Source organism: Clostridium algoriphilum (genome assembly GCF_020443705.1).
GTDB classification, from domain to species: domain Bacteria; phylum Bacillota; class Clostridia; order Clostridiales; family Clostridiaceae; genus Clostridium_AD; species Clostridium_AD algoriphilum.
Genome location: NZ_JAIZZK010000010.1, coordinates 25,871 through 43,214 on the forward strand (window position 1 = coordinate 25,871; position 17,344 = coordinate 43,214).

At 31.0% G+C, this 17,344-nt stretch carries 13 protein-coding genes and 1 other annotated feature; of the genes, 5 read left to right on the top strand and 8 right to left on the bottom strand.

The genetic code is table 11. From position 1 onward, the window contains the following. Positions 1-4 precede the first annotated feature (4 nt). A complete protein-coding gene (gene rsxC / locus LGK95_RS09360) occupies positions 5-1,327 on the bottom strand; it encodes an electron transport complex subunit RsxC (protein ID WP_226124377.1) in 1,323 nt (440 codons plus the stop codon). 434 nt (positions 1,328-1,761) lie between these two features. Here rsxC and LGK95_RS09365 point away from each other — a divergent pair, with 434 nt between their 5' ends. Further along, entirely contained in the window at positions 1,762-3,408 is a 1,647-nt protein-coding gene (locus LGK95_RS09365) for a YceG family protein (protein ID WP_226124379.1), read from the top strand. Positions 3,409-3,484: 76 nt separating this feature from the next. Continuing rightward, the gene (locus LGK95_RS09370; RefSeq protein ID WP_226124381.1) at positions 3,485-4,585 is read left to right on the top strand and encodes a toxic anion resistance protein; all 1,101 of its coding nucleotides are present in this window, start codon (positions 3,485-3,487) and stop codon (positions 4,583-4,585) included. 133 nt (positions 4,586-4,718) lie between these two features. On the opposite strand, the gene LGK95_RS09375 is transcribed toward LGK95_RS09370, so the two are convergent. After that, positions 4,719-6,017, bottom strand: a complete 1,299-nt coding sequence (locus tag LGK95_RS09375) for a dicarboxylate/amino acid:cation symporter (RefSeq protein ID WP_226124383.1) — start codon at positions 6,015-6,017, stop codon at positions 4,719-4,721. A 279-nt stretch (positions 6,018-6,296) separates the two neighbouring features. Between LGK95_RS09375 and LGK95_RS09380 the strand changes: the two genes are divergently transcribed. Beyond that, entirely contained in the window at positions 6,297-7,613 is a 1,317-nt protein-coding gene (locus LGK95_RS09380; RefSeq protein WP_449727677.1) for a replication-associated recombination protein A, read from the top strand. An 87-nt stretch (positions 7,614-7,700) separates the two neighbouring features. Here the strand turns inward: LGK95_RS09380 and LGK95_RS09385 are convergent, their stop codons facing one another. From LGK95_RS09385 to LGK95_RS09405, 5 genes are all read right to left on the bottom strand, one after another. Next, on the bottom strand, positions 7,701-9,467 hold the full coding sequence (locus tag LGK95_RS09385) for a M3 family oligoendopeptidase (protein WP_226124387.1): 1,767 nt from the start codon (positions 9,465-9,467) through the stop codon (positions 7,701-7,703). Between the two features lie 158 nt (positions 9,468-9,625). Next, entirely contained in the window at positions 9,626-9,967 is a 342-nt protein-coding gene (locus tag LGK95_RS09390; protein WP_226124389.1) for a hypothetical protein, read from the bottom strand. Positions 9,968-9,989: 22 nt separating this feature from the next. Then, positions 9,990-10,391 (bottom strand): YtxH domain-containing protein, encoded by a 402-nt coding sequence (locus LGK95_RS09395; RefSeq protein WP_226124390.1) that lies wholly within the window; start codon positions 10,389-10,391, stop codon positions 9,990-9,992. A gap of 168 nt (positions 10,392-10,559) precedes the next feature. Next, entirely contained in the window at positions 10,560-12,155 is a 1,596-nt protein-coding gene (locus LGK95_RS09400; protein ID WP_226124508.1) for a Na/Pi cotransporter family protein, read from the bottom strand. Positions 12,156-12,324: 169 nt separating this feature from the next. After that, positions 12,325-12,891, bottom strand: a complete 567-nt coding sequence (locus LGK95_RS09405; RefSeq protein ID WP_226124391.1) for an ECF transporter S component — start codon at positions 12,889-12,891, stop codon at positions 12,325-12,327. 289 nt (positions 12,892-13,180) lie between these two features. On the opposite strand from LGK95_RS09405, the gene hcp reads away from it, so the two are divergent. Continuing rightward, positions 13,181-14,824 (top strand): hydroxylamine reductase, encoded by a 1,644-nt coding sequence (gene hcp, locus LGK95_RS09410; protein ID WP_226124392.1) that lies wholly within the window; start codon positions 13,181-13,183, stop codon positions 14,822-14,824. Between the two features lie 151 nt (positions 14,825-14,975). Here the strand turns inward: hcp and LGK95_RS09415 are convergent, their stop codons facing one another. After that, positions 14,976-15,158, bottom strand: a complete 183-nt coding sequence (locus tag LGK95_RS09415; RefSeq protein ID WP_226124393.1) for a plasmid mobilization protein — start codon at positions 15,156-15,158, stop codon at positions 14,976-14,978. A 210-nt stretch (positions 15,159-15,368) separates the two neighbouring features. Beyond that, positions 15,369-15,616: a binding site (T-box leader), on the top strand. 103 nt (positions 15,617-15,719) lie between these two features. Here LGK95_RS09415 and ilvB point away from each other — a divergent pair. Continuing rightward, positions 15,720-17,330 (top strand): biosynthetic-type acetolactate synthase large subunit, encoded by a 1,611-nt coding sequence (gene ilvB, locus LGK95_RS09420; protein WP_226124394.1) that lies wholly within the window; start codon positions 15,720-15,722, stop codon positions 17,328-17,330. The last annotated feature ends 14 nt before the right edge of the window (positions 17,331-17,344 follow it).

The window sequence follows — 17,344 nt, forward strand, 5'->3', positions numbered from 1 at the left end:
CTATCTATTTTTTTCTTCTATTAATATTTACTGTTCTTTTACCTTCACGACAAGTTTGTGTCAAATGACGTTTTGCTGGGCATACATAAGAGCAACAAGCGCATTCTATACAATCCATACCATGATATTCTTCAAAAACATCATAATTACCTCTTAAAACTAAAGAGTTTAGTTTAGTAGGATTTAAGAACATAGGACAGACACTCATGCACTTTCCACATCTTATACAACTAGATTCTTCTTCTAATTTAGCTTGATTTTTTGTTAAACAGAGTACTCCTGAAGTTCCTTTAATTACAGGAATGTCAAGGGAACTTAAAGTTGTTCCCATTAAGGGACCACCAGAAATTACTTTCACAGGATCTTCCTTAAAGCCTCCAGCAGCCTCGATAACTTCTTTTATAGAAGTTCCAAACTTTACTCTTAGATTCATTGGTTCTTTAATTGCTTCTCCGGTTACGGTTAGTATTCTTTCTGTAAGTGGTCTACCATTTACTACAGCATTATAAATTTCGTAAGCAGAACTAAGATTCTGAACTATACATCCAACATCCGCAGGAAGCTTACCGGAAGATACTTCTCTACCAGTAATTGCATAAATTAATTGTTTCTCTGCGCCTTGAGGGTATTTTGTAATTAATGGAGCAACTTGTACATTTTTTAAATTTTTGCAAGCCTTTTTCATGGCCTCAATTGCTTCAGGCTTATTATTTTCTATTCCAATATACCCTGATACACCTGGGAACATTTGAAGAATAATTTTTAAACCCTCGACTATTTCATTTGATTTTTCGAGCATCATTCTGTAATCACATGTTAAATATGGTTCACACTCTGAAGCATTTATTATAATGCTGTCGATTGGTTTTTCAGCAGGTGGTGTAAGCTTAATATGAGTTGGAAAACCTGCTCCACCCATACCTACAATTCCGGCATCCTTAACGATAGAGACTAGTTCAGCCTTTGATAGCTTTTCATAGTCTTTATGCGGGGTCATAGCATGTAATTCTTCATAGGTGTTATCGTTTTCGACAATAATGGAGGTCACCATTGTTCCATTACTATGTAATCGTGGTGCTACATCAACTACAGTTCCAGATACGCTTGAATATATTGGTGCGGATACGAAAGCTTTTGATTCACCTATTTTTTGTCCAAGAAGAACTCTATCTCCTTTTTTTACTAATGGATCGCAAGGTGCTCCAATATGTTGTTGCATAGGAAATACTAAGTTGCCTTTTGGTAGCAAATCTTTAATTGCTTTGTGCATACTTAAGTCTTTTCTATCATTCGGGTGAATACCTTTTTTGAATGTCAAAAGTCCCATAATAAACCTCCTTGTAGTTCTATTCGAAAGTAACAAATGCAATTGCTACTTATAGTGGTTCTATAAAGTAGGTACCAATACTTATTGCTGCCTACCTTACAATATTTTTAGTTAAAAATAAGGTTAAAATTATAATTTATTCTTAACTTTGTAAAGAAAAATATAAAACGCGTAAAAAACTTTTGCATAGTTGTATATAAAGTATATAAAGTATATTATACTATCTATATTACACCTTTTTTGTTTATAATAGAATAGTTTTGAGAAATAAAATGACTTAAAAAAGAGCAAGATTATTTTGACAATGTTTGTTGAACTAATCCATTTAGTTTAAATATATTACAATGAAAAACATTACATAATTATGGTATAATTAGTGTGGATAAATAAACTATATTTACGAGAAAATACATTATTGAAGAGGTAAGGTGAATATGGAGAAGAATAATTTGAATAACTTGGAAATTCAAAGTGTGAATTTAGACATTAATGAAGATATCATAAGTAGTTTAAAAACAGATGTTTATAAAAGAAACAAATTCGAATATAATTCAAATATTGTTACAATTCCAAAGTATTTTTATAGGTTTATTGGTATAAAAACTAATGAGAAAGACTATTATGAGAATCTATATAGTTTGGATAAAGAATTAAATAAAATGGGGTCCAGCTATAAAAGATTTAGTGAGGGATTAGATAAAGATATAAGCATAAGACTTCAAAATAGATTAAATGATATTTGGATAAAAGTATTTAAAGAGGAAAGTTTGGATGTTTCCCTAATTATAAATTTAATAAGTGATAATGGACTTTTTCCGGATTTATCTAACAAAGTAATGCTCCAGCAAATTAAAAATAATCTTAAGGGATTAATTGAATATTATATTAAAAGTAATGAATCAATGGATAACAATAATATTAAACTTTTTATCAACTATATAATTCATTGGATAAATATTTATTCTAAAGAATTATTTGAAAGATTTGATTATAAGAAAACTAATCCGAAAATAATTTTTTATGGTGAGATTACAAAAGCAGAAGTTTTTTATTTGATATTATTATCCACATTGGGTTGTGATGTTTTATATTTTAATCCGAAAAATTCAGGCTCTTTTTATGAAATTGATAAATATAATACTTTCTCTAAGGAAATTGTTTATAATTGTAATAATGAAATAAAACCTTTTCCTACTAATATGGAAGATAGAACTAAAACCACTGCGTATAATGCTAAGCAGGAGATTAACAAGACATTGTTCACAGACAATTCAGGATTTTACAGACCTTGGCAATTTGCAGATTATCATGTAGAGGCTGTAACACTTAATACAACCTATGAAGAAATATATATTTGGATAAAGCAAAAAGCATATATAAGGGAAGGGTTTAGTGTTAAAGATTCAACTGTAGTTATACCAAACATGTTCTCTAAGATTTGTGGCACACATGAGGATATAAATTCTTACTTTAAGGAAATTAATGAGGTAGTTACTCAAAAATTTACTAAATTTTATATTGATCTACCGATTATGAATGCGATGCATTTGGAATATGGTAAATTTGATCAAATATATCCAAGTAATGTCTTTTCACAATTTAATATGGATAAGTTGATTAATTCATCTTGGTGGAAATACAAAGAATTAAGAACTGGACTTCAAAAAACTATGGCGGAAAAGATCAAGGACTTATGCCTTAATCCTGTAAGTATAAACGTTGAAAATGAAGATTTAAGGGATTTACAAGTTGATATTTTTTCAGTCTTAATAAATTTAGATACGACACTACTTGAATTATTACAAGCATATGATTACCCGGAAGAAGTTCCTAAAATTGTAGTTTATAATAATGAAGAAAATGGAAATCTATCTTTTGAAGATTGTATAATGCTTGCCTTTATGAATTCAATGGGAATAGATATAATTATTTATAATCCTTCGGGATATAATGATATAGAGAATTTTATATATTCAGAGCGATATGACATTCATAGATTAGAAGATGTCAGTTTTAAATTACACTTTAAAAAATATGTGGAGAAGAAAAAAGGTTTTTTTGAAAGTTTGTTTGGAAATTAACAGTTAAGATATATCTTTATACAAACCCACAAGGTATTAAAAATAAGTTATAAGATAATTAAGAGGAGTGAAAAACATGGAAAAAAATAATCAAATACTTAAAATTGAAGATGAAAACATTGAAGAAAAAAATATAGAGCAAAAGGCACTAAGCATAAATGAGCAGCTTAAATCTTCACCTCAAGTAGTTCAAATTGCATCCAACATAAATATAAAAGATGCAAATGCCGTATTAGAATTTGGAAATGAACCAGCGGCACAAATATCTAAGTTCGCTGATCAAATACTAAATTCTATTAAAACAAATAGCATTGAAAATTCTGGTGTTATGATTAAAGAACTTACAAGTATAATGAAAAAATTTGATAAGCAAGATTTTGAAGAAGAGAAAACTGGTTTCTTTGCAAAATTGTTTAGTAAGCCAAGCCAAGCAATTGACAAAATGCTTGGTAAATATAAAACAATTGGAGGAGAAATTGATAAAATATATACTCAGCTTAGTGTTTATAAAGCAGAAATAAATAAATCTAACTTACTGCTTGAAAATCTGTATAATCAAAATTTCGAGTATTATGGAGAATTAGAAAAATACATTGCTGCAGGCAATATGGTTGCTCAGAAATATGAGAGTCAAGATATTCCTAAACTTGAGGCCATAGCTGCGAATGGAGAACAAATAAATATTATAAATCTTGAGAATGCCAAAGAAACTGTAGAAATGCTAAAACAGAGAATATATGATTTGGAAATGGCTAAGATGGTATCACTACAAACAGCACCTCAAATTAAGATGATACAAAGGGGAAATTACAAGTTGATATCTAAAGTGCATTCTGCTTTTATAATAACTATACCCGTATTTAAAAATGGAATAATTCAAGCTATTGCTTTAAAAAAGCAAAAGTTAGTATCAGATTCTCTATCAGAACTCGATAGGACTACTAATGAATTATTAATGAAAAACGCTGAAAATATAAGAAGTCAAAGTGTGGACATAGCAAAACTAGCTGGAGGAACAAGCGTAAAAATTGAAACTCTTGAGAAAACTTGGAATACTATTATGCAAGGAATAGAGGAAACAAAAAACATTGAAGACGAGAATAAAAGATTAAGAGAAGCTGGAATAATTAAATTACATGACATGACAGATAAACTAAAACAAAAATCACTAGGTTAATAATTTTATGAATAGTAGGCATGAATAAAAACAAAGGGAATGCACGTGGATTTGTTTAAATAAATCCGCGTGCATTCCCTTTGTTTTTACTATATTGAGAAGTTAGTTTATTATCAGAAATTTGGTTTAATATCTATGTTTCTTTGGTGATTGCAGCTTTCTTAACATAAGTTGATTCTTTACTGTGAAATACATCAGTATCTATTTCGTTTTCTCCAGTTGCCACAATCATTGTAACAACTGCATCACCAGTTATGTTTACAACGGTACGACACATATCAAGAATTCTATCAACTCCTATAATAAGAGCTATTCCTTCAATTGGTAGTCCTACTGACTCAAGTACCATAGCAAGAGTAATCATACCAACCCCTGGAACACCCGCAGTACCAATAGATGCTAAGGTAGCAGTAAATATTACAGTGAGTATTTGGGTGAATGATAGATTTGTATTATAAAGTTGAGATATAAAAATTGTTGCAACCCCTTGCATTATGGCTGTTCCATCCATATTTACTGTTGCACCTAGTGGTAATGTAAATCCTAAAATGCTTTTTTTAACTCCAAAGTCCTTTTCAACAACCTCCATGTTAACGGGAAGGGTGGCGTTAGAACTTGAAGTACTAAAGGCTATAGACATCACTGGCCAAAATTTCTTGTAAAAAGTAATAGGATTTAATTTTGTAAAACCATATAAAAATAGGGTATAAACAAATATCAAATGAACAGCTAAAGCTATTAAAATAGTTATCATATAAAGACCTAAATTAACAAGGGAACTTAGACCAAGGGTAGCTAGTACTTTAGTTATTAAGCAAAATACCCCAAGTGGAGCGCATAGCATAATGTAATCAATTATTTTTATTATGGCATCATTAAGGGCATCAAATAGGCCCAATATTATCTTAGATTTTTCTTTATCGATACTAAGTATAGCAACGCCAAGTAGCAAACTAAATACGATAACTTGAAGCATATTCCCATCAACCATCGCTTTGAGTGGATTAGTAGGAACCATATCTATAATCATGTCCATAATTGGAACTGCTTCTTTTACCTTAAATGTAAGATTTCCAGTAGCTAATGAACTATTAGAACCTGGATTTATTAGAAGAGCTAGAGAAATACCTATTGTAATAGCAAGCGCTGTTGTAATAAGGTATAAACCAATAGTTTTTCCACCAACACGTCCTAATTTTTTTATATCCCCCATTTGCGCAACACCGTTTACTAAGGATACAAAAACCATTGGTACTACAAGCATTTTAATTGCATTTATAAACATTGTTCCAATAGGAGCTAATGCATAAGTTTCGAGGGGCTTGTACAAACTTTGAGGTAGAATATTAATTTCAGCATTAAATAGTAATCCAATAATCATTCCTACAAACATTGCAAGAAGAATTTTCGTTGATAAATTAAATTTTTTCATAGGGACTCCCTTCTTCTGTTATTTAGACATCTAATATAAAGAAATTAGGTACAGATGCCATGAATATTTTCAAAATGTCTGAAAAATATTAAAAAATATTGCCAATATACACATATGCTAGTTTATCAGAAATTTAATTGCAAAGCAATAAAAATATACAGAAAAATGAAGGAATTGGTAAATGAAAAATCATAGTGGGGCTTTTATTATTGAATAAAAAAATAAAATGAGATATAATAAGGTAAACAAAATGAAAGATTTAAAGGTGATTATATGGACATGTTCGAATTACAAGCACAAAAAAATTTACTGAAAGATGCACCTCTCGCTGAAAGACAAAAACCTGGCAGTTTAGAAGACTATGTAGGGCAAGAGCATATTTTAGGAAAAGGTAAACTTTTATGGAGAGCCATAAAGGCTGATAAGATAACTTCATTACTACTTTATGGTCCACCAGGTACAGGAAAAACAAGCTTGGCTAAAGTTATTGCAAATTCTACAAAATCTAATTTCGTTAGGCTTAATGCAGTAACAGATGGGCTTAAGGAGTTAAGGGAAGTAGTGGCTACAGCAAAAAACAATTTAGGTATGTACAATACTAAAACAATATTATTTATAGATGAAATTCATAGATTTAACAAAGCTCAACAGGATGCTTTATTACCTTTTGTTGAGAAGGGGATATTAATTTTAATTGGGGCAACCACAGAAAATCCATATTTTGAAATAAATAATGCATTAATATCTAGGTCTATGTTATTTAAATTAGAACCATTAAAGGAAGAACATATTGAAATGATTATAACAAGGGCTATTGAAGATAAAGAGGCAGGTTTTGGTAAGACTAATATTTGCATGAAGAAAGAAGCTATAAGTTATATTGCAAATATGGCAAATGGGGATGCAAGGCGTGCGCTTAATGCCTTAGAGTTATCTGTACTTACTACGGATAGAGATGAGGATGGCAAGATTAATATAACACTTGAAGTAGCAGAGGATTGCCTACAAAAAAAACATATAAAATATGATAAGAACAGAGACGAACATTATGATGTAATTTCCGCTTTTATTAAAAGTATGAGAGGCTCCGACCCGGACGCTACAGTGCATTACCTCGCTAGGATGATATATGCTGGAGAAGATCCTAAATTTATTGCAAGGAGAATTGTAATTGCTGCATCTGAGGACGTGGGGAATGCAGATCCTCTTGCGTTAATTGTAGCAAATAATGCGGCGGAGGCAGTTCGTTTTGTAGGAATGCCAGAGGCAAGAATTATATTAGCATCAGCTGCAATTTATATAGCTTCGGCGCCTAAAAGTAATGCTTCTTACATGGCTATTAATAATGCACTTAAAGATATTGAGGAAAAAAATATTGGGAATGTACCACCTCATTTAAGGGACCAAAATTATAGTGGTGCAAAAAAAGTAGGGTATGTAGAATATTTGTATCCACACTCTTATGAAGGAAATTATGTAGCTCAGCAATATTTGCCCGATGAATTACTAGGAACGAACTACTATGATGTTTCTGAGAATGGGTATGAAAAAAAAATTAAAGAACGACTAAATAAGTTAAAAAGTAGAGAAAAATAATGTATCTAACTAATTATTATAGAAAGAATCCTAAAGAAAAAGTAGACAATATAAACCTAGTTTATATTGTCTACTTTTTCTTTAATATTACATATTAACAAAGTTCTCTATATCTTGTGATATAAGATTTAGAGAACTTCTCCAAAAATCAATAGAATGAATGTCTACATCCATCATTTTTGCAACATCTACTAAATTGTTTTTTCCGGTAGACGAAAGCAAGGCATCATAATCAGTTACAAATGAGTCACCCATTTTTAGATATTTTGCATATAATCCTTTAGAAAACAATAAACCAAAAGCATAAGGAAAATTATAAAAGTTACTAGCGGCATCATAATAATGAGGTTTGCAAATCCACATACATGAATGTAGAAAATTATGATCTAGACCTCTGCCATAGGCTTTTTTCTGAGATCCTATCATGATTTCTTTTAATTCACTTACAGAAAGAGAACTATCGTCGCGTTGTTTAAAGATTTCAGTTTCAAATATATAACGGCTCAAAATATCTACAATAACTTGAGCATTGCTAGATATATCATTTTCTAATATAACAATTGCTTCTTCTTTAGTAGCATTAGCTAGTGCTGCATTACTTATTATTGTTTCACAAAAGATAGACGCAGTTTCTGCAATAGGCATAGGATAATCACTATTTAATGCAGATTCGTCTGATAAACATAAACCATGATATCCATGACCTAGTTCGTGAGCAAGAGTTGAAACATCATTAAAACTACCTGTGAAGTTAGATAGAATTCTGCTTTCTTTAATGCTATGAAGGTTAGCACAAAAAGCACCACCTAATTTACCCTCTCTAGGCTGGGAGTCAATCCAGTTATGAGAAAAAGCATTATCAGCATAGTTTGCAAGCTTATTACTAAAGGTAGCAAAATTTTTAACTACAAACTCTCTTGCCTCATCGATAGAAAAGCTCATATTTACTTTTCCGATTGGTGCAAATAATTCATAAAAAGGAAGACCTTCAGAATAGCCTAATAGTTCAGCTTTTTTTCTGTAGTATTTTTCAAAAACTGGGAGGCTTTCCATCATAGCAAGGAGCATAACATCTAAAGTTTCTTTATCCATCCTTGAATTTAAAAGAGCATTATGGAGCGGAGATTCATATCCACGAGCCTTACTTAGAGTAATAACTTCTCCTTTAATACCATTAAGTGCAGCAGCGGAGGACTCAGCAATAATATCATAAGATTTAAGTTCAGCTTCATATGCATTTTTGCGTATATTGTTATCTTTATCATAGGCCATATTTCTAACCATAGATAGTGGAAGTTTCTTAACAGAACCGTCTACAGTAATATCAACAAGTAAAGTTGATGTAAGTATGTTTTGAAGTTTAGACCAGGCATTAGACCCACTATTTTTCATTTTAGCCATAAGCTCTTCCTCGGTGTCACTAAGCAAATATTTTGCATTATTAGCTAAGTCAATTAAATAATAACTGTGTGACTTTAGAAGGGGAGAACTTTCTATTATAATTTCTAAGTTTTCTATTGAGTTTAGCCATTTCGCAAAAATAGTAGAGGGTTTAGCTAATGCAGATAGTTGTGATGCCATTTTTTCGGATATTTTGCTCGCCTGAATATTTTTGGTATCTACACTTAAGCATAATTCTGCATAATTATAAAGCTTATTTACAAGGTCACTAAATTTGTTCTCAAAAGTAATGTACTCTTCAATTTTTTCTTTAGTGTTATTAGAAGTGTTACAATTTTGATGTGTCCACTCGCTTATATGTTCTATAGACTTTTTAAAACAAATCATATCTTCTTTACATTCTTTGCTGTTAAAGGATGTGTAGAGCTCATTTAAACTCCATTTCATATCCATATTAATGCCTCCATTTACAAAATATTATATATTGAATATATTATACCACACCATTTCAAATAAAATACATTATAATAATGGAACTTAATATCTTTATAATGTGAAAATAGGGTATAAAAAAAAGTAGGAGATTACTCCTACTACTTAAGGAAAATTTCCTACTTTTTACTTGTAAATATGTTTTTTATAATAGTTAAAATATCTACTATGTAAACTAAGTATCTTTTAAATGAATCTGTTGACTCAAGTGCACTACCAGTTATCTTAACTACTACTTCAGTGACATCTTTTACATTATCAGTTATATCGAACCAATTTTTAAATGTTTTTGGTAAAACATCTAATATTTCATCAATATTTTCTTCGTTCTTTTTAATAATCAAGTTTACACTTGATATGGTTTTAATAAGTTTTAACAATCCGATTATAAGTATAATCAAAAGTGTTAAACCAAGAAAAATAAATAAACCTTGTCCTACTTTAAATATATCAACATACATTAATAGCACCACTATTCTTTAATTATTTCTTATTCTTTTTTTCATTTACGTCAGGAGACAATGTATCTTCATCAGTTACAATATCATTTGTTTCAGTTATTTCTTTAGAAGTTTTCTTTTCATTTAAGTATTCAGAGATTTTTGCTTTAGCGTCTGTTACGCTATCTTTAGCATTAGTGACTTTATTGTCAATAGTTTGCTTAAGTACTGTAGTTTTTTCTTTAATATTGTTTGTAATATCTTTTGATGAACTAGCAATATCTTTCCTATTTTCTTTACCAGATTTCGGTGAAAAAAGCATACCTCCGAGTAAACCGCCAAGACTTCCAGCTGCAGTACCAAAAATTACTTTTTTCACAGTTTTAATTTTTGACTTTCTTTGCATTTCTTTTTTTCTGTTTTTGAACCAACTTGAAAATATCATAATTTTTCCTCCTTTAAAGTTAGAAACCATATATATATTATAAACAATATGTAGGATATTGTCAATAGATAAAGAAATATGTAAAAAGATTTATACTAAGAAGTGGAATCTTTTTACATGATATTAGGAAGGTGTTTCATACCGTGTTGAATATGTTAGTTACAGAAATTAGTTAGAACCAATTACCATTTGTGCAATATTGTTTGAATGGTCGCCCACTCTTTCAAGATTGGTTAATAGTTCTAGATACACAGAGCTACCCTTTGGAGTACATTCATGGCTACTTAATCTAGTTATATGTTCTTTTTTTAGTTTTCTTTCCATTTTATCTATCTCTTTTTCTACTTTCATAGCTTTACGGGCAGATTCTAAGTCAGAATTTTCTAAAGCAGTTATTGCGTTATCAACGCAGTATTTTACAGTTTCAAACATATATGTAACATCAGATATTGCTTTTTCTGAAAAAACTATTTTATGATCCAACCTGCTTCTAGCTAGCTCACCTAGGTTTTCAGCATGATCTCCAATTCTCTCTATATCATTTACTACATTAAATAGTGAAGTGATAATATCAGATTGACGTTCTGATAGAGGCATGCTTGAAAGAGACACCATATAACTAGTTATTTCTCTATTAAGATAATTTATTGTAACCTCATTATTAATAACTAAGTTCATCTTATCTTCATCAGAATTTAAAAAAGCTTGCATTGAATTAGAAAGATTTTGGGAGGATAATTTACCCATTCTAGTAACTTCTTTAATAACTTGTCCAACTGCAATCGACGGGGTTTCTAAAAGTCTTCTATCTAGGTACTCGAGTACAAGAGCAGATGATTTTTCATCCTCTCCAGGCACTAATTTGTTAACAATTTTAACTAAAGTACCGATAAACCAAATTTGTATAAATACATTTGTTACATTAAACAAGGTGTGAGCATTTGCTATTTGTCTTTGAACATCTCCACCAAACATTGGAACAATTTTTAATACTAACTTGAAAGCTAGCATAAATATTACTGTGCCTGTAAAGTTAAAGATCAAATGTATAAACGCTGCTCGCTTAGCATTTTTAGTGGTTCCTATACTAGCGAGTAGAGCAGTAGCACAGGTCCCAATATTATCTCCGAAAAGTATAGGAAGTGCAACAGCAAGCGAAATACTGCTATTTGAAGCAAGTGCCATTAATATTCCAATAGTAGCACTACTACTTTGAATTGTTGCTGTCATACAAAGACCGACTAGAACTCCCATGAATGGGTGTTTTCCTAAAACTAGAATAAGATTTTTAAAGCTATCTAATTCACCTAAAGGCTTCATAGCAGTTTCCATCATTGACATACCAACAAATAATATACCGAAACCTAAAACAATCTCGCCAATGTCGTTAGTTTTTTTCTTCTTGCTAAATAAAACTAAAGCGGCACCTATTGCGAGAATAAATGGTGCGATGTCTGTAAGTTTGAAGGCTATAAGTTGAGCTGTCATTGTAGTGCCAATATTTGCACCCATGATAACGCCGGCAGCTTGAAACAAATTCATAAGCCCCGCATTTACAAAACCTATAGTCATTACAGTAGTAGCACTACTACTTTGAATAATAGCAGTTACACCTGCACCAACAATTACGGCGAAAAACCTATTGCTAGTTAGTATTTCTAGCATTCTTTTTAACTTTTCTCCTGCAGCCTTTTGGAGACCATCCCCCATAAGCTTCATTCCATAGACAAACAGTCCTAAACCACCTAAAAGCTGAAAAATCATCTTGTAATCCACATTAACACTCCTCTTAAAAACACTATTCAGAAGAAATCTTATCATAGTAATGTTAAGATGGTGTTAAGTTTCAACAGTTTGTGTTAATTTATTTAAGTTTTCGAAGATTGTTCATCATATTTTAAAACATATAAAAGAAAGTGTAATATGGATAGAGCTACATATAAACCTTTCTTTTCCTTAAAATTCTTATTAGAATTAATGCAATACATCCACCAATAAGTGCAGTTATTAGCTGAGGTATTCCCATAGTAAGAATTAACTTATTAACTATTTTTGCAGGTATATTTAAATTAAATATGGGTATAAGCTTTGAGGCTGAAAATGATAAAAATATGTATTTTATAAAAGCTCCAATTATGATCCCCAGATATTTGCCATAATTACCTCGCTTACTTATAATTATAAAGCTAAGAACAAATAGTATATTCCCAATAATTATAAAGGGGATGAAAGGGCCCAGTGCACTGGCAAGTTGACCAGTTAGATAAGCGAGGAATGGGGTTAGAGAACCTACTAGTATTCCATAACTACCACCGCATATTATAGCCGTGAGTATAAGTATTGCATTAACAGCTGGGCCAACAAATATTTGGCTTATTTGAGGTTCAGCTTTTCCGAGAACCTGAAAAACTATAGCAAGTGCGAGAAAGAGGCTTGTTTTTACTAATTTATTTACATTCCCAATTTTCACATTATTTACTCCTTTTCCTATTATTTTCATAAAACAATGATACCTTATTAAAAGAGAAACTTCAATGTAAAGATAATACATGTAAAGGTGATATTTATATTGATATAAAAATAGATATTTATTGTAAGACATAAATTATAAAATTCTATTTAAGTAACATTTGTTACCGACTTTTAATCTGTGTGAAAGTATAATGAAGTTAGTTCATCGGAAGGTTAAATTACTTATGTTGATGTTAAATGATCAAATTAGTAATTTTAATAGAAGGAAGATAATTATATAAATAGTTATCTATCCAAAAATAATAGGGGGAATTACAATGAGTATGTTTTGTTATCAATGTCAAGAAACTTCAAAGGGAACAGGCTGCACAATAAGAGGAGTTTGTGGTAAAACAGATGATGTAGCTAATCTGCAGGATTTATTAATCTATGTTTTAAAAGGAATATCAATTTATAGCACAAGAGCAAGGGAAATTGGAGTAGAAAATAAAGAAATAAATGAATTTGTAGTAAACGGATTATTTATGACTATAACAAATGCAAATTTTAATAAAGTTAGATTCATAGAAGCTATAACAAAAGCCTTAGAATTACGTGAAGTTATTAAGGCTGAACTAGTTAATGCTGGTGGAGTATTAGATGAAAGCTTTCCAGAATGTGCAACATGGACAGGTGTTTCTGAAGAATTTGAGAGTAAGTCAATAAAAGTTGGAGTTCTTGATACAGAAAATGAGGATGTAAGATCTTTAAGAGAACTAGTAACTTATGGTATTAAAGGGATGGCAGCTTATGCTGACCACGCATATAACTTAGGATTTGAAAACAACGAATTATATTCATTTATGCAAAAAGGATTAGCTCAAATTACTGATGATAGTTTATCAGTTGATCAATTAGTTGCATTAACACTAGAGTGTGGTAAATATGGTGTAGATGCTATGGCGCTACTCGATGGAGCTAATACTACTACTTACGGAAATCCAGAAATTACAAAAGTAAACATAGGAGTTCGTAACAACCCAGGAATATTAATTAGTGGACATGATTTAAAGGATATGGAAGAATTATTAAAGCAAACAGAAGGCACAGGAGTAGATGTATATACTCATAGTGAGATGTTACCAGCTAACTATTACCCAGCTTTCAAGAAATACACTCACCTTGTAGGTAATTATGGAAATGCATGGTGGAAGCAAAATTCAGAGTTTGAAAGTTTTAATGGACCAATACTCATGACAACAAACTGTATTACTCCTCCAAAGGATTCTTATAAAGAAAGAGTTTATACAACTGGAGCAACTGGATATGCTGGATTGAATCATATAGCTGATGGAAAAGATGGAGCCCCAAAGGATTTCTCAGATATAATAAACCATGCAAAGAAGTGTAGTGCACCAACTGAAATCGAAAGGGGAGAAATAGTTGGAGGATTTGCTCATAATCAAGTAATAGCACTCGCGGACAAGATTGTAGAAGCAGTTAAAACAGGAGCAATTAAGAGATTCTTTGTAATGGCTGGTTGTGATGGACGAATGAAAGGCCGCGAATATTATACTGACTTTGCAAAAGAATTACCAACGGATACAGTTATTTTAACTGCAGGTTGTGCAAAATATAGATACAATAAATTAGAACTCGGAGATATTGGTGGAATTCCTAGAGTTTTAGATGCAGGACAATGTAATGATTCATATTCATTAGTTGTTATTGCAATGAAGTTACAAGAAGTGTTTGGATTATCTGATATCAATGAATTACCAATAACATACAATATTGCGTGGTATGAACAAAAGGCTGTAATAGTATTATTAGCATTACTTCACCTAGGCGTTAAAAATATTCACTTAGGACCAACATTACCAGCATTTTTATCCCCAAATGTTGTTAATGTCTTAGTGGAAAACTTTGGAATAGCTCCTATTGGAAGCGTAGAAGACGATATAAAAATGTTTATGGCTTAAAATTTAAATAAATGGGACTGACTAATATAGAAATTATTTTTTATATTAGTTAGTCCTTTTTGTGCTTAAATTAAACATAATGAATTATTTTTTTAAATGACTTAGTGGGTTTATAAGAATTTGTTTTGCGGGGGTTATAGTAATATTACTCTTACGTTGATGCTATATTGACAAACATATCTTTCATAAATTCAGCTGTTGCATTGCTAAATATACAACAAAATTTTACATACTCTGTTATAGATAATCCAAGCAACTCTGCTTTATCTTTTATAACTGACTTTTCTAACTCACTAACCCTTATCTGAAGTACCTCTTTTTTTAATGCTTTCATTAAATCACCCCTGTAATTAAAATTTTTACTAGTTATTAAGTATATTATATATGTAAATAAATGTAATTACAATATTATTAATTATAATACTTTTTAATTTAAATGAACAAGTAAACATATAGATAGATCATACACAGGTATTATAAAAAAGTTGACAAATAAAAACTGATAAAGTATACTATTCTAAATAGAAAAATAAATTTGAATATTGTGAAAACTGTGACAGGGAAAAAGTAGACATTCTTCATATTTCTCAGAGAGTGGGGGAAGCTGTAAACCCATAAATAGTTAATGTTGAAACTCACCCTTGAGTTGTAAGCTGAAATTATATTGTGATTATATATAATATTATGTATAAAACATATAAGGTAAGCCGTGCCGGTGTATATAAAGTATACGTCGTTATTTAATTAAGATATAAAAATGGGTGGTACCGCGATAGACTTTTCGCCCCAATGGGAAGAGGTCTTTTTTTTATACTCAAAATTCAATTCATACAATAAAAAGATGCATATACAGGATTCAATATTTAGTGAATATTAAATTGAAGGGGGCACGAAAATGAAAGCTGCTGATGCAATAATTCAATGTCTAGAAAAAGAGAATGTGAAAATAGTATTTGGTTACCCAGGTGTTCCAGTAGGGCCTTTATATGAAGCTTTAAGAAAATCCAATATAGAACATATATTGGTAAGACATGAACAGGCCGCAGGACATGGTGCAAGTGGGTATGCTAGGTCAACAAGATCGATTGGGGTATGTATTGCAACTTCAGGACCTGGAGCTATTAACCTTATAACGGGTATAGCCACTGCATATGCAGATTCTATTCCTATTGTAGCAATTACTGGACAAGTTCGAACAGATTTAATTGGAAAAGATGTTTTTCAAGAAGCAGATATTATTGGTGCAACAGACTCTTTTACAAAACATAGTTATCTTGTTAAAGACGCAAAGGACATTCCTAGAATTATGAAAGAGGCATTTTATATAGCGAAAACTGGAAGACCGGGCCCGGTACTTGTAGATATACCTCTTGATATTCAAAATGCAGAAATTGATTTTGAATATCCTAAGGAAGTAAATATAAGAGGATACAAGCCTACTGTTAATGGTCATAAGGGGCAAATAAAAAAAGCAATAGAAAAAATTAAAAACAGTAAACGACCTCTTATTTGTGCAGGTGGGGGCGTTATGTCTGCAAATGCTGAAAAGGAATTAATTAAATTTATAGAAAAATCTAAAATTCCAATGGTACACACCTTAATGGGTAAGGATGGAATACCTTCAAAATTTATTTATAATGTTGGATTAATTGGGTCTCATGGCTTTAAGTATGCCAATAAAGCAGTAGCTGAGGCTGATGTTTTAATTCTTGTGGGTACGAGAGTTGCAGATAGAGCAACTGGAGGATCTAAGAGTTTTGGAAAAATGGCAGATATTATTCATATTGATGTTGATCCAGCGGAAATAGGTAAAAATCTTAGTGCTCTTATTCCTGTAGTTGGAGATTGCAAAAAAATATTAGGAGATCTTACTGACGGAATAACAGGAATTAATACAAAAGTATGGCTTGACGAAATTCAAAGTTGGAAAAAACAATATGTTAAAATTAGGGAAACAAATGGAAAAGTAAATCCACAATATGCTTTAGAACTACTTTCAAAAATGATAGAAGATGATGCGATTGTTACTGCAGATGTAGGACAAAATCAAATCTGGACTTCTCATTATCTTGAAATGCTTGGTAATAGAAGATTTCTAACAAGTGGAGGCCTTGGAACAATGGGATATTCCATTCCTGCGTCGGTTGGTTGTAAGTTGGCTTTCCCTGATAGACGTGTTGTTGCAGTAATGGGAGATGGCAGTTTTCAGATGAGTATGTCAGAACTAGGAACGATTGCACAAAATCATCTAAACATAATATTTTTATTATTTAACAATTTTCATCTTGGTATGGTTCGTGAATACCAGAGCAGTGTCTATAATAATACTTACGGTGTTAATTTATGTGAAAATCCTAATTTTGTTAAATTAGTAGAAGCTTATGGATTTTGTGGAAAAAAAGTTAATTCTAATTCAGAATTAAAAGCAGCACTTGAAGAAGCTATGGCTAGCAACAAAACTTTTTTGATAGAATGTATTGTAAGCGAAGAAGAGAGTACATTATAGAAGGGGATGAAAAG